Below are 20503 nucleotides of genomic sequence, written 5' to 3'. Positions count from 1 at the left end.
TGAACCTGCCCCTATTTCGGGCGGTGAGGTCAAGCCCTAAAAATAGGGTTTATGCCAAATTTTATTTCGTCTTAGCTTTGAAAGTAAAACGCCTTTTATCGAACTTGACCCTGCTGCCTTTTGGTTTTATTCCTGTGGTTTCAAATCGGGAAAGACAAAATTATATTCTTTCTGAATTTTAGCCAAAGAAAGTTCTTTTACACTCATTTTCATGAAAATATCTTGCGCAGGAACGCTGGACGCTCTTTGCGGTTGTGCCGCAATGCTGTCGATGACTTCTAAGCCGCGCACCACTTGTCCGAAGACGCTATATTGCCCGTTTAGGTGTTGGCAGCCCATTGCATCTTGTACGATATAAAATTGTGAGCCGCTCGACTCGCGCTTTGGATTCACATTATCGCCCTTTCGTGCCGCCGCCAATGCACCTTTTAGGTGTTTGAGATGTGGCACCATTTCGGCAGGAATGGTATAATTGGGTCCTCCTGTGCCTGCTTGCATGCGCGTGGCAGGGTCTTTCGAGAGCGGGTCGCCGCCCTGAATCATAAAGCCTTTGATGACGCGATGGAAAGTGGTGTTATCATAAAAACCTTCTTTTGCCAGTTTGAGAAAGTTCTCCTTGTGCAAAGGGGTTTCGTTGTAGAGGATTAAATCCATATTCCCAAATTGGGTTTCGATGGTAATGACAGGGGCTTTTTTCGCCTCCATTTCTTGTGGAGAGAGCATAGGAACGGTGGTTTGAGTGGTCGAAGTTTGGGGGTTTTCTTCGTTATTAACATTTTGAGAATGAGTAGATTGGCAACTGCTAAAGGCTACAAAAAGCCCTATCAAGCCAACCCAAAAGAGCAAACTGCATTTTTTCATATCAAAAAGATAAAGGTGAGAAGCCCAATTTTTTTAGAAACCAGAGCCGCAACTTTTACAAGCGCAACCCTGCCCTTTTTCTATTTTTTTTCAAAAAATTAGGCTTTGCCCTGCAAATTTAATAAATTTGGTATTATTTTTCAAGTCCTTAGAGCATGTGGCTACTCACCACATTCGCTTAGATAGGGCATTTTGCTTTTTATCTCGTTACTTTGAGCGCTTTTCTTCTCCATCTGCTTTTGTTTCCAAATTCTCTCACTCGCTTATGATAACTTTGGCTCGCTTCTACCAAACGCTTTTTTTCGGACTTCTTCTCTGGGCTGCCGCCGCCTCTTTTTTGAAGGCACAAAATGTCCCTGCCGACCTTTGTTACACCCCCGAAGAGAAGGCATTGTATGATGCCATTGATGCCTACCGCAAAGAGGCAAAACAGACGACCATTTCCTATTCCAAGTCGCTTTCCTATGTGGCAAAACTGCATGCGCAAGACCTTTTCAATAACCGCCAAGATTCGGAAGCCTGTAGTATGAATAGCTGGTCTGACCAAGGCTTCTGGACAGCTTGTTGCCACGCCGATACGCCCGAAAAATCGCCTTGTATGTGGGAAAAGCCGCGCGAAATTGCCGCTTACGAGGGCTACGGCTATGAATTGATTTACAATGGTGGTGGCAATGCCGAAAAAATTATGGAGCGTTGGAAAAATAGCCGCTTTTTTGCCGACATGTTGGTCAATCAGGGCAGGTGGGCAGATAAAGATTGGGTAGCGATAGGCATTGGCAAGTATGAAAACTATGTAGTGGTCTGGTTTGGCGAAGTCATAGACCCTTTGGGCGCACCTACCGCCTGCAAAGGAAAAGCCGCCGCCTTAGACCCAAAAGCAGGAAAAGCCAACGCCAATGAAGCCGTCCAGAGTGATATGCAGGCTACAAAACAAACTTCGGGCAAATTTTATTTGGTATATGGCAGCTATGGCACAGAAGAAAACGCCAATATCGCTTTAAACGGACTAAAAACCAAAGGTTTCGCTGATGCAAAAGTAATGGTAGGCGATAACGGGCGTTATAGAATTGCCTTAGCACAATACAAAACCAAAGAAGAGGCACGCAAGGCACAAGACGAACTCGATTTTTCCTATGTCGGGGCGTGGGTTTTGGAAGAATAAGAAACCGCTACGCTGCCCCAAAAGGGTAGTAGTGTTAAGTTCTAAAAATCAGAGTCAAATGTAGAGACAAGGCATTGACTTGTTCTATGCCCCAAACCCTAAGGGTCTTGAAGACCCTTAGGGTTTAAGTCCAAATTTCCTTTCGTGTCAAATTTGAAAAAACTGTAATAAAACAAGAGTTTTCACAGAACTTAACATCACTCCCCCAAAAGGGAGCAACTTCAAGGCAATACGTCTTGATTGTGTTTTCTTTCAAATAAAATTGGGCTATCTTTTTTATTTTTTTACTTCAAAATTTTAATGGTATGAAAATCTTTTTTTCTCTTTTCCTTCCTTTTTTTCTTTCTTTCGCCTTTTTGGGTACGATACAAAGGGCAGAGGCGCAAAACAAAGCTCTCGAACCTGTTATCATCGATAAGATGCCGCAAAGTCTGGAAGAGTTTATCCAACTTAGAGATAGGATTGCGACAACACCACAGGGCGGCGTTGCCATCTTCGTTATTGCGATGCACCTTTACACCCAAGACCCCAAATTGGGTGAAGCCTGCCTAACGATTGCGATGGACGCAAGCCGTTTGAAGGCAGGGAACGCCTACAAGGGTTTCGCACCCAACGATTCCGATTTTAGGCTCATCAAATCGCAATTACAACAAAATCCCTACCTGCCACGCGCCTATTTCAAAGGCACTTCACCCGAAAATGGCTACGCCCTGCCCAAAGGCAAACTCGAAATCAACTGCCAAACCAATCCTTACAGCGGCAATGCCAACGAGGGCAAACTCAAAGTATTTACCACTTGTACGGGGGCAGATTCGGCACGTCCGATGCAATTACAGCGCAACGACAAAGGACTTTGGAAAGCTACCGAATGGAGCAGCCTTTTAGTAGGTGCAAGAAGACCTGTCGTCAAGACTTCGGACGATTTGTAGGTACAAAACATTGCCTTGTCCAAACAGTAGCACGAAGCTCCAGCTTGGTCAGAATTAAGTTGGAACTTCGCGCTACATTGATTTGGGTTTCAAAACGCGCCCTCTGAAAAGTAGGCGAGTTTTTTTATTGCGCTTTTTGTAGGTGCAAAGCAGCCCATTTTTCGCCTTGTTCGTTGGCTCTGTATTGAACGGCTACCAAATTAAGCCCTTCTTCTTGTGCTTTTTGTTGTAAAATGGCTACATCTTCCTGATAGAAGCCGCTCAAAAGCAGCGTACCCGCCTTTTTGAGCAAACGCGCATAGAGTGGCATTTCTTCTAATAGCACATGGCGGTTGATGTTGGCTAAGATAAAATCGAAAGCAGGTTGTGCAAGTTGGGTTTCAAAAAGGGCAGACGTTCCCACTTTCGCCTCAAAACTTTCCGCACCAATGCCATTGAGAGCCGCATTTTCGAGGGCATTTTCTACCGACCAATCTTCTATATCGCAGCCATAAACTTTCCGCGCTCCTCTTTTCAGAGCCATAAAGCCCAAAATTCCCGTTCCGCAGCCTGCATCTAAGCCAATTTTATCGGTTTGTAGGGGCAGTTCTAAAAGGAATTGAAGCAGCAAATAGGTAGTTTGGTGGTGTCCTGTTCCGAAGGACATTTTAGGATTGATAAGCAGCGTGTAGGGATATTTTTTTTCTATATGATGAAAGTCGGCATAGACCAAGCACTTATCTTCTACAATAATCGGCTCAAAATTAGATTCCCAAAGGGCGTTCCAATTCTGTTTCTCTTCCCAAGCCGATTCGGTCTTTAATTGTGAGTCTGGAAACTGTTGTGCAAAGTGGCTTAGTAGTTCTTCGAGCGTTTCAGCTTGATAGTTTGTTTCTTCGATGGAGGTTTCGAAGCTATCAGGAGCGGTTTCTAAAAAACTATCAAAACCTAATTCCGATAGATGGTATTGAAGAAGCTCTACCAAAGGAGCAGCAAGATGACAGCGCAAGACAAAATAACGCATAGAAAAGGTATTTTTGGGAGTATCTTTTGAAAAAAGTGCTTCTTTTCAAAGGCATTGTTTTTTTGATAGGAAATCAAGCCTAAGAGGGAAGAAACACAAATTCGAGCAAAGTTTGAAAAAAATTAGATATAAAAACCAAAAAGGGAGTGCCACTTTCCAATTTTTAGCTTTCTTATCCTTAGAAATGCGTTTGATTTGCATTTAACAAGCGAAAAAAACGTTACTTTGTGGCTCTAATTTTGGCTCACTTCTTTCAAATAGGACAAAAATATGTCAAGACGTATCGTCATTAGTGGCGGAGGCACAGGGGGGCATATCTACCCTGGTCTTGCTATTGCGCAGGCTTTGCAGCATTTAGAACCCCAGACCGAAATTCTTTTTATCGGTGCAAAGGGCAAGATGGAGATGGAAAAAGTGCCGCATGCGGGTTTTGCCATCGAGGGGCTTCCCATTCAGGGCTTACAACGCCGTTTGAGTCTTCAAAATTTGGCTTTTCCCTTCAAATTGCTTAAAAGTTTGCAGCAGGCAGGTACGATATTGCGCCGTTTTGGGGCGCAAGTGGTAGTCGGCACAGGCGGTTATGCCAGCGGTGCAGCCCTACAAGCCGCCGTTTGGCAGGGTATTCCTACCCTTATTCAGGAGCAAAACGGTTATGCAGGGCTTACCAATAAACTTTTGGCGCGTCAGGTGCAGCGCATTTGTGTTGCGTATCCCAATTTGGAGGCGTATTTCCCTGCCCAAAAGTTGCGATTTACGGGCAATCCTGTGCGTCAGGACTTAGTGCTTCCTACCACAGAACGCGCCGCCGCTTATGCTACTTTTGGTCTAAGCCCTCATAAAAAGACGGTTTTGGTCATGGGCGGCAGTGGGGGTGCGAAACAAATTAACCAAACCCTGTGGGCAGGTTTGCCACAAATCTTGGGCGCAGGCTATCAGGTTATTTGGCAGTTGGGCGCGTTTTATTATCAGACCTATGCCCCCGAAATTGCAGCCCTACAAGCGCAAAGTGCAGACGGAACGCCGCTATATGCCAAAGATTTTATTTATCAGATGCCACAAGCCTATGCCTGTGCCGATGTCGTGGTAGGAAGGGCGGGCGCACTGACCATTTCCGAATTGGCATTATTGGGGAAGGCGGCAATTTTAGTGCCTTCACCACACGTAACGGCAGACCATCAGAACAAAAACGCTCTCGCTTTGGGTGATGCCATCTATAAAATTGCTGATGCCGATACGCCTCAAAACTTAGTGGAAAAAATATTGTTTCTTTTAGAAAATGACAACCTAAGAGCCGAACTTTCCCAAAAAATACTAAAATTCGCCAAACCGCAGGCGGCTATGGATATTGCAAGGGAGGTTTTGGCGTTATGTCAGTAGGCTATCCCGATAAGTGGGCGAAAGAAGCGATTGAACAAAAAAACGCCTCTTTTTGGGAAAATAAAAATGGCTACTACTACTCAAAACCTATCTCATCTCTTTTTAATATGATGCTTTCCAAATTTCGCGACTTCTCTTTTTTAGGATTTTTCCTATTTTCTATTTTGTCTTTCTCTTTTTTTTGGGTAGGATTTTCGCCTACACCACTTGTGGCACAGCAGGCAGACGATGTCGTCTTGGCGGAGGAATATTTTAAAAATGGCGAAAATGAAAAGGCTTTGAGTTTATATGAAAAGTTAGCCAAACAGCCTATCACTTGGAATCAAATTCATAGCAACTACATGGCACTTTTGGCGCGTATGGAACTGTGGGCTGATGCGGAAAAGTATATGAACAAACGCCTCAAATCCGACCCCAATAGCCCTACTTTGAACGTAGAATATGCCGACCTTTTGCAGCGAATGGGCAAAAAAAAGGAGGCAGATAAGCACCTCGAAACTTACCTCAATACGGTCAAAGGCAATCGCAACCTGATTCGTTATGCGGCTAACGTGCTGACTAATAGCGGCTTATATGAACAAGCCGAAAGGCTTTATTTGGAAGGGCGAAAGGAAATAGGCGAAAATTATTACCTCGAATTGGGGCTGGTCTATGGCTTTTGGGGCAAAAGTGAAAAAATGACCCGTTCTTATTTAGACTACCTGCTCGAATCGCCCCAACAGGTAGAGTATGTGCAGCGACTTCTGGCAAGCCGTTTTTCAGACGAGGAAAGTTGGCAAACGGTAGAGCCTATTTTTTATGAATATGTGCAAAAAAATGCAGATAAAACGGTTTTTAATGAAATGCTACTTTGGTATTTCCTACAAAAAAACAACTTTTCACAAGCCTTCTTACAGGCAAAAGCCTTAGATAAGCGGCTGCGATTAGGTGGTATGAAGGTTTTTGAAATCGGCAACTTGGCGTATGCGAATCAAGACTATGCCGTCGCTCAAAAAGTATTTGAATATTTGGTACAAAATTATCAAAATACTGCTATCTATGGCAGAGCAAAACAGCAACTCATCAAGACAAAAGAGGAGATTGTGCGCAATACCTTTCCCGTAGATTTGGTGCAGATTCAGTCTTTGGTCGCCGACTATGAAAGCACGATTGCCGAATTAGGTTGGAGCGTTTTTACGACTACTTCGGCGCGAAATGTTGCCCTATTGCGGGCTTTTTATTTAGACCAGAAAAGTGAGGCAATCCAAATTCTGACGCGCGTAATAGAAACAAAGGGACTTCCCGCACGCGATTTGGCACAGGCAAAGTTAGATTTGGGCGACATTTATCTGCTCAAAAATGAACCTTGGGAATCTACCCTGCTTTATTCGCAGGTAGAAAAGGCGGAAAAAGAAACGCCCTTGGGTCATTTGGCAAAACTCAAAAATGCCAAACTTTCTTTCTACAAAGGCGAATTTGAGCTGGCAAAGGAGCATCTCAACGTATTGAAATTGGCGACCTCGCGTGAGATTGCCAATGATGCCATGCAACTTGCTATCCTCATTCAAGATAATTTGGGTTTGGATACGACCGACATTCCCTTGCGGCGTTTTGCAGAAGCCGACCTGCTGCTTTTTCAAAGTCAGTATCAAGCCGCTCTCGATGCCTATGATGCCCTGATGAAAGACTATCCAAATCATAGTTTGGAAGATGAAATTTTGCTTGCCAAAGCCCAAATTTTTATCAAGATGGGCAATCCACAGCAGGCAGCCTCCGAACTCGAAACCCTTTTAAAGCTACACAGCGACGACATCTATGCTGACGACGCGCTCTTTTTGGCTGCCACTTTATACGAAGAAAAATTAGCCCTTCCCCAAAAGGCGCAAGAGTATTACAAGCGCATCTTTGTAGAATATGCAGGCAGCGTGTTTGTGGCTGAGGCGCGAAAGCGTTTTCGCAATTTGAGAGGAGATAAAATTTAGAGAAAGGAAAGTGCTATTTTTGAAGCAATTTTTCTTCGGCTCGATTGGAAAAATCAAAAAATAGCATTATCTTGCTTCAGAAAAAGGCTAATATCTATCAAACAATCAAAATACGACTTATTATATGAACAACTTTTTAGAAGACTTAAAAAAATATCTTGTGCAAACTCCTGCGCAAGAGAGAAAGGCGGCTTGGGAACGACAAACCCAAACAAAAAATGTAGTTTCGCCCACAGTAGAACAGTTCCTTTTGTCTGCTTCGATGCCCATTTTAAGCTCGCAAAGCTCAAAATACACTACTTATCAATTTATTTCAGAGCATAGCCAACTTTTCTCGGCTGATGCCTCTTTACCTTACACCTGCGCATAAAAACATGGAAGAGCCTATTTTTATGATTGAAAACTACTTTTTTGACCAAGTTTACATGGACTTGAATCGTCAGAATGGTACGGAGCGTTCATTTTGAGGCAGTGCGTGCCGTAGGAATTGGGTCAATTAATCAAAATTCAACTTATTATCAAACTGTAAATTTCGAAAAAAATAAATATCCTCATCTTGACCTAAAACCGCCTATTCAAATTTGTTTCTATAAAAAAAATAGCCTAAATTTAAGAAATTATAGGGTAGTGTTTCCCGAATCTTATCGCGAGTAGTAGGTCGCTTAGTTTTAAAAGTTTCACCCATGCCCATCATCACCAAAGAAAATTTCGCTTTCCAGAAGTGGATAGCTTTTATTGGCGTTCTTTTATTTTTTGTCAAATTATTGGCTTGGTATCTGACGCAATCTGTCGCCATTCTGACGGATATGCTCGAAAGTATCGTCAATGTGGCAAGCGGCTTTATCGGACTTTATAGCCTCTATTTGGCTTCCATTCCCAAAGACCGCAATCACCCTTACGGGCATGGGAAGGTAGAGTTTGTGTCCGCAGGCATCGAGGGGGGGCTTATCACTGCCGCAGGTATCTTGATAATCTTTGAAGCGGTGGGGCATCTGAAAAATCCGCACCCTTTACAGCAGCTCGATAAAGGCATGGGCTTGGTTTTGCTTACCGCAATAGCCAACTATTTATTGGGATTTTTTGCCGTAAAAAAAGGAAAGAAAAACAAATCATTAGCACTTATTGCAGCAGGAAAGCACTTGCAATCAGACACTTACACCACGATAGGCATTGTTTTAGGTCTGATTTTGATTTATTTTACCGACATTATTTGGCTTGATGCTGCCGTTGCTATTTTCTTCGCGCTGGTCATTATCTTTACAGGCTACAAAATTTTGAGAGAGTCTTTGGCAGGCATCATGGACGAGGCTGATTCGAATTTATTAGAAGACGTAGTAGATATTTTACAAAAAAATAGGAAAGAAAATTGGATTGATATACACAATTTCAGAATTATTAAGTACGGGACTACCCTACATTTCGATTGCCACCTAACGCTCCCTTGGTATTTTGACGTGCGTGAGGCGCATCAAGAAATAGACCAATTAGAAGACTTAGTGAAGGCGCGTTTTGGGCAGGATTTAGAACTTTTTGTCCATGCCGATGCTTGTCAATCCTATTCCTGTGTGCTTTGTCAGAAGAAAGAATGTACGCAAAGGGCGCGACCCTTCGAGCAAAGTATTGTCTGGACGGTAGAAAATATTGTTGAAAATAAAAAGCACCAGTAGTATTTATTTTTAGTATTTATTTTTGAGTAAAAATTTTATAGACTGTCCAAAAAAGCCCTGCAATGGCTAAAATGCTTAGGGTCAGACTTAGCATCTGTGCCTGACTGAAACCCTGCTCTACTTGACTTTCTAATAAGTTTTTCAAATAAGGGGCTTGCGTTCCTATCCAAAGGGTAAGTAGCATGCGCGGTGGCGAACCCAAACTGCTTCCCCAAAAATAGTCGCGAAAATTTATTTTTTGTGAAACTAAAAAAAGATTCATAACAGCAAAGGGAAGTAGGGGAGAAAGTCGCGCCCAAAAGACCAGTTTCAAGCCTTGTGCATGTAAGTTTTTTTGCCAACTTTCCCATTTTTTATGTTGAGATAATTGTACTGCTACCTTGCCGCCTTCTATCTTTTTAGAAAAAAAATAGCCTACTGTGGCAGCCAAAAGATAGGTAAGCCAAAGGGGAAAGATTGCCGTCAGACCTAAAAAATAACCTGCAATAAGGCTTATAAAGGTATTAGAGATAAAGGAAAAGGTCATCAAAATTGCCATAAGTAGGAAAAAAAGCGACCAAGCCAGCACTCCCCAAGTTCCAATCTCTGCCTCGTAATAAAGGGCTAATCCTGCTGAAAAGAAGTTTCCTATCATAGAAAGCACCCCTAAAAAGAAGCCCCATGAGAGCGTTGGTAGCAAGGATTTGAGCCGCATAGACAAAAAGGATAATTTTTTTGAAGTAAGATTTTTCCCGAAAAGCCACTTTATTGTGCTTTAAAGATGCGATAACCGCGATAGCCGCGCCAAAATTCGAGTCCCGAAACGCGCAAAATGGTATAAACAGGGATAGCCGCAATCATACCCAAAGCACCTGCTAAGGCTGCACCCATAAAGACGACGATGAAAATTTCTAAGGGGTGCGCTTTTACACTACGCGAAAAGATAATAGGTTGAAGTAGAATATTGTCGGTAAGTTGAACAATTCCAAATACAATCGCAATTTTGACAATGACAAAGAGCAATAAATTATCTCCTGCATTAAAATCAGTAGTGGAAAGACCTACCAATAAGCCAAAACTTGCGCCCAAAATAGGTCCTGCATAGGGAATCAGGTTTGCCAAAGCCGCAAAAACACCAATCGTAAGGGCATATTTTACCCCCGCCAATAGCAATCCTACCGAAACAATGCTAAAAATGGCTATCATTTGTAGTAATAAACCTACTAAATAATTAGAAAGAAGTTTATCTATTTTATACATGGCATTGATACTCATCTCAAAATAAGCGTTGGGTATGAATGAAATGGGGAGCAGCCACCAACTTGAACGTTCATAGAGTAGGAAAAAACTAATAAAAGAAACAGCTAAAATTCCAACAAAAACATTACCTGTAATAGATAAAATATCATTTAAAAGATTGCCAATCTTAAAATCGCTAAAAAGAGATAGTCCGTAGTTTCCTATTTCGTTGAGCAGAAAGCCTTTTTCGCCTTTCATCAATCCATGAGTCAGGACAAAATTTTCTATCGTTTCAATCGGAACGGTGATTTTATCGAGTAACATTTCGTAGTTGATACTCGAAAGCACCTCTACTTGTTCGGATATCAGGGGTACGAAAAGCAAGACAAATAAAGAAATTACACTAATAAGAAAACCAAAGGAGAGCAAAATCGCCGCCGAGCGTGGCAGTGAGAGATTGCCAAAATGCAGGTTATTGAGGTAGTTGGTTGGGGTGCGCAAAATTGCCGACACAATTAAGGCAATGACAAAATAAATGACAATGTCAGAAAAGTACCAAGCCATTGTACCAAAAAAAGAAATAATAAGACTCAAATAACCGACGATTCTTTTCATATTTTTGATTTTTTAGAGAATAAAAATCTGTATTGTCTTTACTTTTCAGCCTTTTCGCCTGCGTAATAAAGCGAACAGATGGGGCATTTTTCTACCACATGCCCACGTGCAGGGCAGTATTCGCGTCCAAAAAAAATGATTTGCAGGTGCAATTTATTCCATTTTTCTTCGGGGAAAAGTGCCTTCAAATCGCGTTCTACCTGCACGACATTTTTCCCTTCGGAAAGCCCCCACCGCTTCGCCAAGCGATGAATGTGCGTATCGACGGGAAAGGCAGGAAAGCCAAAGCCTTGCGACATGACTACGGAAGCCGTTTTATGTCCCACACCCGGTAGGGCTTCCAAATCTTCAAAATTTTGTGGCACTTCACCTGCATATTTTTGAATCAAAATTTTAGATAAATCAGAAATAGCCTGCGATTTGCGCTCTGAAAGCCCACAGGGGCGGACAATTTGGCGAATTTGTGCCACAGGCACTTTTGCCATTTCCCAAGGCGTTTGAGCCAAAGCAAAAAGGGCAGGCGTAACTTTATTGACGCGCTCGTCTGTGCATTGCGCCGAAAGCAAGACCGCAATCAGGAGCGTATAAGGGTCTTGATGTGCCAAAGGAATGGGCGTTTGGGGATAAAGCTCTTCCAAAATTTGGGCAATGTGAGCGGCTTTTTGCATGCGTATCTGTTTTTATTTTTAACTTGTTATAGATTTCAATACATGTCCCAATTTCCTGCATTGTAGTATTTATACAAGACAGGATTGTGCAAAGTATTGATTTCTACTTCATCAGAAGGGACAAAATCTTTTCCAAATGCGCTAATATGGAGCAGAGCCTCGCGATTGAGCCAACGGTATTCTATCGGTGCAAGTGGCATTTGGCGCAAAGCCGTTTTGAGATTTTGAGAATTTAGCCCTTTTGCACCGATTACATAACCCCACTGCCCCATCGTAATGACTTGATTATGAAGGGGTAGCGTGCCAAATCCTGCTGAGGCAATGGTTTTTTCGATGCTCTTGAAGGCGCGTGTAGCAAAGTAAGGGCTTCCTGCCTGCGTGATGAGAAACCCTTGTGGGCGAAGGTGTTGGTAACAAAGTTTGTAAAATTCGAGCGTATAAAGGCGGTTGAGTTCGATGGTCTTGGGGTCGGGAAAATCTATAATAATGGCATCATAAAAAGAAAGACTATCAGCCAAAAAATTAAAAGCATCTTTGTTATAGATTTTTACTTTTTTATTGTGCAAAGCATCTTGGTTGATTTCTCTAAAAATAGGGTTGTTTTTACCTAAATCCGTCATGGCAGGGTCTAAATCTACCAGCGTAATGCTCTTGACGGTTTCATACTTCAAGACCTCGCGCACTGCACAGCCGTCGCCGCCGCCCAAAATAAGCACATCTTGGGGGTGGCGCACCAAATTGAGAAGCGGATGCACCAAAGGCTCATGGTAAAGCCATTCGTCGAAAGAATTAAATTGTAGGTGAGTGCTTAAATAAAGGGCGTAATGATTTTTGTATTGTGTTACGACAATTTTCTGATATTGAGTTTGCTGCTCGAAGACAATTTTATCGCGGTATCGCTGCTGCTCGCCATACAAAATAATGGGGTTGGCAGCAAAAAGCCCTGCGGTGATAAGGGTAAAAGTAGCGACAAGTAAGATTTGAAAAAGCTTTTTTTGGCTCGTTTCTATCATATTTTCTAATTGAATATAAACCAAAACTGCCACTAAAAAATTGATACTGCCCAAAATAAAAGGGGTGTAGGTAAGTCCCAAATAAGGCAGCCCGACGTAGGCAAAAAACACACCTCCGACCAAACTGCCGAAATAGTCCTTTTCCATGACACTCGAAATATTGAGCCGCAGGTCTTCGTATTGGTCATTTAGGCGCGTAACCAAAGGAATTTCTAAGCCAATGAGCATGCCAATTACGATACTAAAACTATAAATAATAGGTTCTATCCAATCAATATAAATGGCAAAAGTATAAGTTGCTAACGCACAAAAGGAAACCAAAATGGAAAGCAAAAATTCGCAGAGGATAAACTTTTCTAATAAGTTTTTCTCGAAATACTGGCTCACACGGCTACCAAGCCCCATAGAAAAGAGCATCACCGAAAGTATCAGCGTCCATTGTTTGACCGAATCGCCGATAAAATAAGTGGCTAAGGTAGAGAGAATGTACTCGGCTACAATACCCGAAAGCCCTGTGGCAAAGAGGGCAATTTTAAGAATTTGCGAAGGATAACGCTTAGAAGTTAAAAAATTCATATCTTGGGGGCTATTACGACGACAAAAATAACAATAAAATTCAGATTCTTATGCGTCTCCGCTTTTTCCTCGTAGCCTTATTTCTTTGGATAGGCACTTTTTTTTCACTTTCGGCACAAAGGGACAACCTTCAAAAAGATAGTATCCAGAAAGTTCAAAATCCTAAGCACCTGCATGCCTTCGTTGCCCTCGCGCCTTTGGGCTACAAAGGCGATTTGGGAAACCCCTACCACAAATGGGACAGAGCCTTATGGCTGGGGATTCAGAAAAGAAAGGCAGGCAAACGCCTCCAAACACAGGCGCAAATAGGTATCGGCAGAATTTCAGGCAGCGACGCTTTCTTTCGCCCCGATTTGCCCGATTCTTCGGGTCTGAACCCAAATAGAAGCTTTCAGACCTCGCTTCTTGCCCTGCAAATAGGCGGACAATATGTGTTTTTAGAAACCGAACAACTGCGTCTTTCGGCAGGCTTGGGCTTGGGCTTGTTGCGTTTTTCGCCAAAAGATGAAGCAGGCAATTTATTGGTAGAGCAGAATGGTACGCGCTTTTTTACCGAAGACTACGCCAACACAACGCTTTATTTGCCTATCGAGATGAATTTGCAATATCATTTTAAAAACCGAATGGCTTTTGGATTTTCAGCAGGTTTTCTCAATCCTTTTACCAAATATTTAGATAATATCGCCCTTTTGGGGAACGATAAAAACGACAACATACTCAAAATGGCATTTTCTTTTTTTGTGCCACTAAATCATTCAGACCACTAACAAAGCGTTTTCAAACTTGATGCAAAATAAAATTTGGTTTTGAAACCTTCCCTTTGGGGGAGTAGTGTTAAGTTCTTTGAAAAGCCTTGTTTGATTACAGTTTTTTCAAATTAGAAACGAAATAAAATTTGGACTTAAACCCTAAGGGTCTTGAAGACCCTTAGGGTTTGGGGCATAGGACAAGGCACTGCCTTGTCCCTACATTTGACTCTGATTTTTAGAACTTAACATCACTGCCCCTTTGAGGGAGTAATGTTAAGTTCTTTGAAAAGCCTTGTTTGATTATAGTTTTTTCAAATTAGAAACGAAATAAAATTTGGACTTAAACCCTAAGGGTCTTCAAGACCCTTAGGGTTTGGGGCATAGGACAAAGCAGTACCTTGTCCCTACATTGGTAAATCGTTGCTAAAACTTAACATTGCCACCTTGAAATAGCAGCATAGACTTTTTCCCTTCGTAAAATTTCTTAACAGGGCAACGGCGCACCTTTTTTTTCGTATCTAAAAACATATCTTGTTTTTTTCATAAGTTGTAAAATTGATGGTACAGAAAATATATCCCGTTTTAGAGATGAGTTGCGCCGCCTGTGCTTCCAGCGTGGAAAGCATTTTGAAGGCGCAAGCAGGTGTCGATTCGGCAGAGGTCAATTTTGCCACTGCCAGCGTGCAGGTAAAGTATGAGCCGCGCGAAATTTCGCCTTTGCAGATGCAAAAAGCGTTGCAGGCTTTGGGTTATGATTTGCTTGTGGAGGAGCAGGAAGGCGAGGGTTCGCCTTCGGAAACGCCTTTTTTTAATTCACAATTAGACCAAAAGCAACAAGCCCTACAAAAAGCGCACTATCAGACCCTAAAACGCAAAACAATTTGGGCAATCGCCCTTTCGCTGCCTTTGGTCGTGATAGGCATGTTTTTGATGGATATGCCCTATGCAAACCCAGTAATGGCACTTTTGGCAAGTCCTGTGGTATTGATTTTGGGTAGCAGTTTTTTCCGAAATGCGTGGAAGCAGGCGCGTCATGGCACTGCCAATATGGATACCTTAGTGGCTTTGAGTACGGGTGTAGCCTATCTTTTTAGCCTCTTTAATCTTTTTTTTCCTCATTTTTGGCATCAAAAAGGGCTTTCACACCAGAGCGGACACGTTTATTTTGAAGCGGCAGCAGTGGTGATTGCTTTTATTTTGTTGGGGAAATTATTAGAAGAAAAAGCCAAAGGCAATACCGCTTCGGCACTTCGAAAGTTAATAGGTTTGCAGCCTAAAAAAGTTACGCTTTTGCAAGAGAATGGCATAGAAGTACAAATTCCAATAGAAGAAGTACAAAAAAACGACTTGCTTTTGGTGCGACCCGGTGAAAAAATTGCCGTAGATGGGCGCGTCGTGCGTGGTAGTTCGTATGTAGAAGAAAGTCTTTTGAGTGGCGAACCGCTGCCTATTTTGAAAGAGGCGGGGGCGCAACTTTTTGCAGGCACACTTAATCAGAAGGGTAGCTTGGAAATGCGAGCTGAAAAAGTAGGAAATGCGACACGATTAGCCCAAATCATTCAATTAGTACAGCAGGCGCAGGGCAGCAAAGCTCCTGTACAGAAGTTGGTGGATAAGATAGCGGCTATTTTTGTGCCTATCGTACTATTTTTAGCCTTTCTGACCTTTGGCGCATGGTTTTTTTGGGGTGGCGAAAATGGTTTTGTGCAGGGACTTTTGTCTATGATTACGGTTTTGGTGATTGCCTGCCCTTGTGCTTTGGGCTTGGCTACGCCTACCGCCTTGATGGTAGGGATAGGAAAAGGGGCTGAAAATGGTATCTTGATTAAAGATGCGCAAAGTTTGGAAGTGGCAAGCAGAATAGAAGTCTTGGTATTGGATAAAACGGGTACGATTACGGAGGGCAAGCCGCGTGTTACTGATTTTGCGCCATTAGAGCGTTTGGATAATGAGCAACTTGCGTCTGTACTTTCTTTTTTGGTAGGCATGGAAAAGCAATCGGAACACCCTTTGGCGGCGGCGATTGTGGAGTTTTGTCAGCATCATTTTTCCCTTCAAAACCCAAAAATATCAGACTTCCAAAGCCTTACTGGAAAAGGAGCAAAGGCAACCTTTGCAGACCAGACTTATTATGTAGGCAATCTTAAACTTTTGGCAGAAGAAAACATAAAAATTGCTCCTTTTTTTCAAACTTTCATACAAAAATGGAGCGCAGAGGCGAAAACCGTCGTGGCTTTTGCCAACACAGAAGAAACTTTGGCTCTTTTTGCGATTACCGACCCTATCAAGCCTACTTCAAAAGAGGCAATTTCTACTTTGAAGCAAAAAGGCATCAAAATTTATATGCTAACGGGCGATAGCCTTAGTACGGCACAAGCCATTGCCCAACAGGTAGGCATCGAATCCTATCAGGCAGAGGTTTTGCCCGACCAAAAAGCAGATTTTGTTAAGAAATTAAAACAAAGCGCAGATAAAAATGTGAAAATTGTCGCCATGGCAGGCGACGGCATCAACGACAGCGCAGCCTTAGCCGAAGCGCAGGTCAGTATTGCGATGGGGCAGGGCAGCGATATTGCGATGGACGTGGCGCAAATGACCATTATTTCTTCTGATTTGGCTAAAATTGCACAAGCGATAGAACTTTCCAAACAGACCGTAGGCACGATTAAGCAAAACCTTTTTTGGGCTTTTATCTACAATCTTATCGCGATTCCGATTGCGGCAGGGCTATTTTTTCCCTTCAATGGCTTTTTGCTCGACCCAATGTGGGCGGGTGCAGCTATGGCACTTAGCAGTGTGAGCGTTTTGCTCAATAGTTTGCGTTTGAAGTATCGCGCTTAGGATTTTACATTTCAGACAAGAAAAAACCTAAGAGTTTTTAAAGCTCTTAGGTTTTTCAGTTTTTCAAATTGATACGAAAATTATATCAAGTATCCTATCACAACCAAAATCAGACCTACAATTACCGTTGTCAGTCCAATTCCTGTACCAATGCCCAAAGTGGCGAAGACCAAACCTATCAGACCCAAGATAATCAAGATAATACCAACAATTTTGAAGATACCACCCAAATCAGAGGCTAAGGTTTTTTTGCCTTTTTTGATGTCTTGCTTCTTTTTCACTTTCTCAATTTTATTTTTCAAAAGTTTGGTAGCAAAACGTTCTTTTTTAGAAAGTTCGATTTCACCGCGTTCGGCTTTGCGCTCGATTTCGGCTAATTTACTTTCAAGACTCTGATTTTCAACCGCTTTCGGCTCGATGCGCATTTCACTTGTAGGCAAAGTCAGGTCTTTAGTTTTTAAAGTCTTGACTTCGCGCTTGGCATTTTCAGCCACATTCACGCCTGCCGCAAAAAGGCTATTGCCCAAAAATAGGGCAATGAGTAAGAAAAGTGGAGTAAATACATTTTTGGTTTGCATAGAAATAGAAAATTAAGGGTTAAGAAATAATAAAACAAAAAACATTTAAAAAACACAGCTTAAAGTTCAAAGAGTTGATTGCCCGTTTGGGGCGGACGTAATTGAAGATGCAAATATGCCTTTTCGGTTGCTTCCCTACCGCGTGGCGTGCGTTTGAGATAACCCTCTTTGATAAGAAAAGGCTCATAGACTTCTTCTATTGTTTCGGCTTCTTCGGCGCAAGCGGTTGCGATAGTGGTTAGCCCTACGGGACCGCCCTTAAATTTCTCGATAATCGTCCTCAAAATGCGATTATCCATTTCGTCTAAGCCATTTGCATCTACTTCAAGGGCTTGGAGCGAAAGGTGGGCAATTTCTAAGTTTATCGTGCCTGTGCCTTTCACCTGCGCAAAATCGCGTGTGCGTCTAAGTAGGTTATTGGCGATACGAGGCGTTCCCCTGCTACGCCGCGCAATCTCAAAAGCGGCTTGTGTTTCTATCGGAACATTCAAAATCTTACATGAGCGTTCTACAATTTGCGCCAACAGTTCTGCGTCGTAATATTCCAAACGGGTATTGATGCCAAAACGCGCCCTTAATGGTGCAGTAAGTAATCCTGAACGAGTGGTTGCGCCAATGAGAGTAAAGGGATTGAGTTTGATTTGGATAGAACGCGCATTAGCACCCGATTCCAACATAATATCAATCTTGTAATCTTCCATTGCGGAATATAAATATTCCTCTACGATTGGATTCAAACGGTGAATTTCATCTATAAAAAGTACATCTCCCGATTCCAAATTTGTGAGCAGCCCTGCCAAATCGCTGGGCTTATCCAAAACGGGTCCGGAAGTGGTCTTGATATTGGCGTGAAGTTCGTTGGCGATAATATGAGAAAGGGTCGTTTTTCCCAACCCCGGAGGACCGTGTAGCAACACGTGGTCTAAGGGTTCGCCCCTTTGTAGGGCAGCCTCGACAAAAATTTTGAGGTTGTCCAATACTTTTTCTTGCCCCGTAAAATCTTGAAAAGAGAGCGGGCGCAAGGCTCGCTCAATTTCTACTTCCGAAGGGCTTTGTCCGCCTTTGTCGGCGCGAAGGTAGTCTTGTCGCATAGTTTGAGGGTAGGGAAAACTATTTTTGGAGTTGTGAGATGGTTTTCTGCAACTCTGCTATTTGCTTGCTTTTTTCTTCTAAATCGCCTTTGCCTTTTTCCAAATCGGTTTCGGCTTGGGCTATTTTTTTCTTGTAATCTTCGATGCTTTTTTGTAAAGATTCCTGATTGCTTTGGATTTTCTTTTGCTCCTTTTCCAAATCCGCTAATTGAGCCATGGCTGCCTCAAGTTTCATTTGTCTTTCCAAATCCGCAACTTTGGGTGCAAATTCATTGAGCCATTTCTTGATATTGCTTGCTTCCGCAGGATAGTCCTTCGAATTGATAGCCAAATCATAACCCAAAGTACCCACAAGGGCAAGGGTGATTTTCCCTTTTTTTTCTGTTAGGAAGAAATATAAATCCATTGTTTTGGCGGAAAAATCGGGCAACATTGCCGCCGTAACGGTGTATTCGCCTTTCTTGCCCTTGTATTTGAGCTTCTTTTCTTTGAGCCAATTCAAAAGGGCAGCTTCTGCCGTTTCTGAAGCTGCCGTTATTTCTATTTCAAAACCATTGAGGGCTTTCTTTTTTTCTACTTCTATCAGGCGTTCGGTCGCTTCCTGTGCCTGCAAAGCCTGCCCCAGCGAAGACGCGCCCAATAGCAAGCAAACAAATATAAGTAATTTCACAACAGAAAACAACCTTTGCGACAAAAGAAAGGCTGCCGAAAGATGGGAGGTTTCTCTAAATGTAGAAAATTGTAACATAACGAAGGGTTTTTGGGTAAAATATTTGAAAAAGAGAAAGACCAAAGCAAAAATGCACAAGTGGCAAAGTCTAAGAAATGCCACTTTTTGTAAGTCATAAATAGGGCGGGGTACTACACCTTGCTATTTATACAATTTAAAAAAAACACTTTTTTCTATCCTTTTCTGTGTCTTTTTTGTGCCTTTTTGCGCTTTATTTGATGCCATTGTTACAAAAACCATGCACTTTTTTCGTGCTTTGCCCCAATAGCTTTAAAACGGACATAAAAAAAGTTGCGCGTCTTGACGCGCAACCCTAAAAGGCATAGTTTTTATGATTGTTCTTTTTTATAATTGACGCTTACTCAAAATATTTGTAACGTATTGATGAAAGGATTTCTTAGTTCTATCTTACCATTTGGTTCTGTGGCAAACGCTCTAAATGGCGCGTACAATTATTGATAACAAGTTCAAACTGATTTTCACCTACATAATCAACACGATACAGACAGGTATTGCTATGACTAAAATCGTCCATCTTGGAAAGGTCTATGCCTAAAAGCAGGCAGAGAAAAATTTTCATGGCTCGCCCATGCATACAAACCAAAACTTTTTCCTCCTTCGGGTTTGCCATAATAATCTCTAAGGCTTTTTGCTGCCTTTCATAGACCTCCAAAGGCGTTTCTCCGTCAGGTATTTTCAGGTGCAGCAAGCCACTACGCCAGCCCTCTATCATCTTAAAATAGGCTCGGTCTTCTTCGGGCGTTACGGCTCTGCCTTCTTTATTGCCCCAAGAAATTTCATTCAGCCCTTTAAGTGGTTGCATCGGAATTTGCTGCTCCACTACAAAGGGGGCTACCGTTTGGTGCGTCCTGCGCAAGGCAGAGGTATAAATTTTATCGAAGCCAATATGTTGATAGTGTTGATAGAAGTGTTGTGCTTGTTTTCGTCCTATCTCGTCTAAGTCGGAATCCACACCGCTACCTTGCACAAGCCCTAAATGGTTGTACTCGGTGCGCCCATGGCGAATGATATAGAGTTGTTTGGGGGAATGGGAATAGGTTTTCATTTTTTTTGTTTTTTTAGATTTGTTTTCAAATGTTTTCTTTAAAAGTTGTAGTCTGTTATAGTTCAAACGCAAAACTTTGTAAAAAGTTTAAATTCCCCTGCCCAAAAATCGTACTAAAAAAAAATGCCCGCGCTTTTTCTTAAAGCGTATTAAAAAAATAGACAAAAAAATGCTCGCCTCGCCGCTTTAAAATTCTTCTTCCTCTTCAAAAATTTCAGACAAGTCAATTTGCAGGTCGGGAAAAATATGAGCATTGAAAATTTCGTCTTCTACAAAACTACTTTTTAGCTCATATTTTTCGTTTTCATTCAGAACATACTGCTGCAAAACATGTTCGGAAGGAAACACCACCCAATATTCTTTTACGCCACTTTCTTCATAAAGGGCGTATTTGGTTC

At 42.2% G+C, this 20503-nt stretch carries 19 protein-coding genes; 8 read left to right on the top strand and 11 right to left on the bottom strand.

Annotation, left to right across the window (positions count from 1 at the left end):
• Positions 1–126: 126 nt before the first annotated feature.
• Positions 127–861 (bottom strand): peptidylprolyl isomerase, encoded by a 735-nt coding sequence (locus G500_RS24010; protein WP_245574505.1) that lies wholly within the window; start codon positions 859–861, stop codon positions 127–129.
• 265 nt (positions 862–1126) lie between these two features.
• Here G500_RS24010 and G500_RS25240 point away from each other — a divergent pair, with 265 nt between their 5' ends.
• On the top strand, positions 1127–2023 hold the full coding sequence (locus G500_RS25240) for an SPOR domain-containing protein (RefSeq protein WP_051203807.1): 897 nt from the start codon (positions 1127–1129) through the stop codon (positions 2021–2023).
• A 305-nt stretch (positions 2024–2328) separates the two neighbouring features.
• Positions 2329–2952 (top strand): DUF6935 domain-containing protein, encoded by a 624-nt coding sequence (locus G500_RS23995; RefSeq protein WP_051203805.1) that lies wholly within the window; start codon positions 2329–2331, stop codon positions 2950–2952.
• Positions 2953–3076: 124 nt separating this feature from the next.
• Here G500_RS23995 and prmA read toward each other — a convergent pair whose 3' ends face one another.
• Positions 3077–3955, bottom strand: a complete 879-nt coding sequence (gene prmA / locus G500_RS23990; RefSeq protein ID WP_051203803.1) for a 50S ribosomal protein L11 methyltransferase — start codon at positions 3953–3955, stop codon at positions 3077–3079.
• Between the two features lie 270 nt (positions 3956–4225).
• On the opposite strand from prmA, the gene murG reads away from it, so the two are divergent.
• The 4 genes from murG (at position 4226) to G500_RS0117395 (ending at position 8960) form a co-directional block, all read left to right on the top strand.
• Positions 4226–5332 carry an undecaprenyldiphospho-muramoylpentapeptide beta-N-acetylglucosaminyltransferase gene (murG, locus tag G500_RS0117420; RefSeq protein ID WP_027003483.1) on the top strand — a complete coding sequence of 369 codons (1107 nt, stop codon included), beginning with the start codon at positions 4226–4228 and terminating at the stop codon, positions 5330–5332.
• Positions 5323–7293: a tetratricopeptide repeat protein gene (locus tag G500_RS0117415; protein ID WP_051203801.1), complete on the top strand. Its 1971-nt coding sequence runs from the start codon at positions 5323–5325 to the stop codon at positions 7291–7293. The genes murG and G500_RS0117415 overlap by 10 nt, the downstream gene beginning before the upstream one ends.
• A 124-nt stretch (positions 7294–7417) precedes the next feature.
• Complete coding sequence (locus tag G500_RS0117410; RefSeq protein WP_027003481.1) at positions 7418–7663, top strand: hypothetical protein; 246 nt, start codon at positions 7418–7420, stop codon at positions 7661–7663.
• Positions 7664–7976: 313 nt separating this feature from the next.
• Positions 7977–8960 carry a cation diffusion facilitator family transporter gene (locus G500_RS0117395; RefSeq protein WP_027003480.1) on the top strand — a complete coding sequence of 328 codons (984 nt, stop codon included), beginning with the start codon at positions 7977–7979 and terminating at the stop codon, positions 8958–8960.
• 16 nt (positions 8961–8976) lie between these two features.
• On the opposite strand, the gene G500_RS0117390 is transcribed toward G500_RS0117395, so the two are convergent.
• Genes G500_RS0117390 through G500_RS0117375 form a run of 4 tightly spaced genes read right to left on the bottom strand, consistent with a single transcriptional unit; the run spans position 8977 to position 13050 of the window.
• A complete protein-coding gene (locus tag G500_RS0117390; protein WP_027003479.1) occupies positions 8977–9654 on the bottom strand; it encodes a TVP38/TMEM64 family protein in 678 nt (225 codons plus the stop codon).
• A 50-nt stretch (positions 9655–9704) separates the two neighbouring features.
• Positions 9705–10793 (bottom strand): AI-2E family transporter, encoded by a 1089-nt coding sequence (locus G500_RS0117385; RefSeq protein WP_027003478.1) that lies wholly within the window; start codon positions 10791–10793, stop codon positions 9705–9707.
• Between the two features lie 38 nt (positions 10794–10831).
• Complete coding sequence (gene nth, locus G500_RS0117380) at positions 10832–11461, bottom strand: endonuclease III (protein WP_035757889.1); 630 nt, start codon at positions 11459–11461, stop codon at positions 10832–10834.
• Between the two features lie 35 nt (positions 11462–11496).
• On the bottom strand, positions 11497–13050 hold the full coding sequence (locus G500_RS0117375) for a polyamine aminopropyltransferase (RefSeq protein ID WP_027003476.1): 1554 nt from the start codon (positions 13048–13050) through the stop codon (positions 11497–11499).
• Between the two features lie 50 nt (positions 13051–13100).
• On the opposite strand from G500_RS0117375, the gene G500_RS25235 reads away from it, so the two are divergent.
• Positions 13101–13817, top strand: a complete 717-nt coding sequence (locus G500_RS25235) for a hypothetical protein (RefSeq protein ID WP_051203799.1) — start codon at positions 13101–13103, stop codon at positions 13815–13817.
• Positions 13818–14357: 540 nt separating this feature from the next.
• Positions 14358–16640 (top strand): heavy metal translocating P-type ATPase, encoded by a 2283-nt coding sequence (locus tag G500_RS23980; protein ID WP_051203797.1) that lies wholly within the window; start codon positions 14358–14360, stop codon positions 16638–16640.
• An 80-nt stretch (positions 16641–16720) separates the two neighbouring features.
• Here the strand turns inward: G500_RS23980 and G500_RS0117355 are convergent, their stop codons facing one another.
• The 5 genes from G500_RS0117355 to G500_RS23975 form a co-directional block, all read right to left on the bottom strand.
• Positions 16721–17218, bottom strand: a complete 498-nt coding sequence (locus tag G500_RS0117355) for a hypothetical protein (protein WP_027003475.1) — start codon at positions 17216–17218, stop codon at positions 16721–16723.
• A 59-nt stretch (positions 17219–17277) separates the two neighbouring features.
• Positions 17278–18309: a Holliday junction branch migration DNA helicase RuvB gene (ruvB, locus tag G500_RS0117350; RefSeq protein WP_027003474.1), complete on the bottom strand. Its 1032-nt coding sequence runs from the start codon at positions 18307–18309 to the stop codon at positions 17278–17280.
• Positions 18310–18328: 19 nt separating this feature from the next.
• The gene (locus G500_RS0117345) at positions 18329–19057 is read right to left on the bottom strand and encodes a hypothetical protein (protein WP_154657211.1); all 729 of its coding nucleotides are present in this window, start codon (positions 19055–19057) and stop codon (positions 18329–18331) included.
• Between the two features lie 385 nt (positions 19058–19442).
• Entirely contained in the window at positions 19443–20105 is a 663-nt protein-coding gene (locus G500_RS0117330; protein ID WP_027003472.1) for a histidine phosphatase family protein, read from the bottom strand.
• 186 nt (positions 20106–20291) lie between these two features.
• Positions 20292–20503 (bottom strand): Uma2 family endonuclease (locus G500_RS23975; protein WP_035757886.1); only part of this gene is annotated, 212 nt, incomplete at its 5' end.

The sequence above is a fragment of the Hugenholtzia roseola DSM 9546 genome, assembly GCF_000422585.1.
Classification (GTDB): Bacteria; Bacteroidota; Bacteroidia; order Cytophagales; family Bernardetiaceae; genus Hugenholtzia; species Hugenholtzia roseola.
This window is presented reverse-complemented; position numbering and strand designations above follow the sequence as displayed.

Coding starts and splice junctions, on each gene's coding strand:
- G500_RS23995 (WP_051203805.1), top strand. CDS start 2,329: ATGAAAATCTTTTTTTCTCTTTTCCTTCCTTTTTTTCTTTCTTTCGCC.
- G500_RS0117355 (WP_027003475.1), bottom strand. CDS start 17,218: ATGCAAACCAAAAATGTATTTACTCCACTTTTCTTACTCATTGCCCTA.
- G500_RS25240 (WP_051203807.1), top strand. CDS start 1,127: ATGATAACTTTGGCTCGCTTCTACCAAACGCTTTTTTTCGGACTTCTT.
- G500_RS0117375 (WP_027003476.1), bottom strand. CDS start 13,050: ATGAATTTTTTAACTTCTAAGCGTTATCCTTCGCAAATTCTTAAAATT.
- G500_RS25235 (WP_051203799.1), top strand. CDS start 13,101: ATGCGTCTCCGCTTTTTCCTCGTAGCCTTATTTCTTTGGATAGGCACT.
- G500_RS23980 (WP_051203797.1), top strand. CDS start 14,358: ATGGTACAGAAAATATATCCCGTTTTAGAGATGAGTTGCGCCGCCTGT.
- prmA (WP_051203803.1), bottom strand. CDS start 3,955: ATGCGTTATTTTGTCTTGCGCTGTCATCTTGCTGCTCCTTTGGTAGAG.
- G500_RS0117390 (WP_027003479.1), bottom strand. CDS start 9,654: ATGCGGCTCAAATCCTTGCTACCAACGCTCTCATGGGGCTTCTTTTTA.
- G500_RS0117345 (WP_154657211.1), bottom strand. CDS start 19,057: ATGTTACAATTTTCTACATTTAGAGAAACCTCCCATCTTTCGGCAGCC.
- G500_RS0117330 (WP_027003472.1), bottom strand. CDS start 20,105: ATGAAAACCTATTCCCATTCCCCCAAACAACTCTATATCATTCGCCAT.
- nth (WP_035757889.1), bottom strand. CDS start 11,461: ATGCAAAAAGCCGCTCACATTGCCCAAATTTTGGAAGAGCTTTATCCC.
- G500_RS0117410 (WP_027003481.1), top strand. CDS start 7,418: ATGAACAACTTTTTAGAAGACTTAAAAAAATATCTTGTGCAAACTCCT.
- G500_RS0117395 (WP_027003480.1), top strand. CDS start 7,977: ATGCCCATCATCACCAAAGAAAATTTCGCTTTCCAGAAGTGGATAGCT.
- G500_RS24010 (WP_245574505.1), bottom strand. CDS start 861: ATGAAAAAATGCAGTTTGCTCTTTTGGGTTGGCTTGATAGGGCTTTTT.
- G500_RS0117385 (WP_027003478.1), bottom strand. CDS start 10,793: ATGAAAAGAATCGTCGGTTATTTGAGTCTTATTATTTCTTTTTTTGGT.
- ruvB (WP_027003474.1), bottom strand. CDS start 18,309: ATGCGACAAGACTACCTTCGCGCCGACAAAGGCGGACAAAGCCCTTCG.
- G500_RS0117415 (WP_051203801.1), top strand. CDS start 5,323: ATGTCAGTAGGCTATCCCGATAAGTGGGCGAAAGAAGCGATTGAACAA.
- murG (WP_027003483.1), top strand. CDS start 4,226: ATGTCAAGACGTATCGTCATTAGTGGCGGAGGCACAGGGGGGCATATC.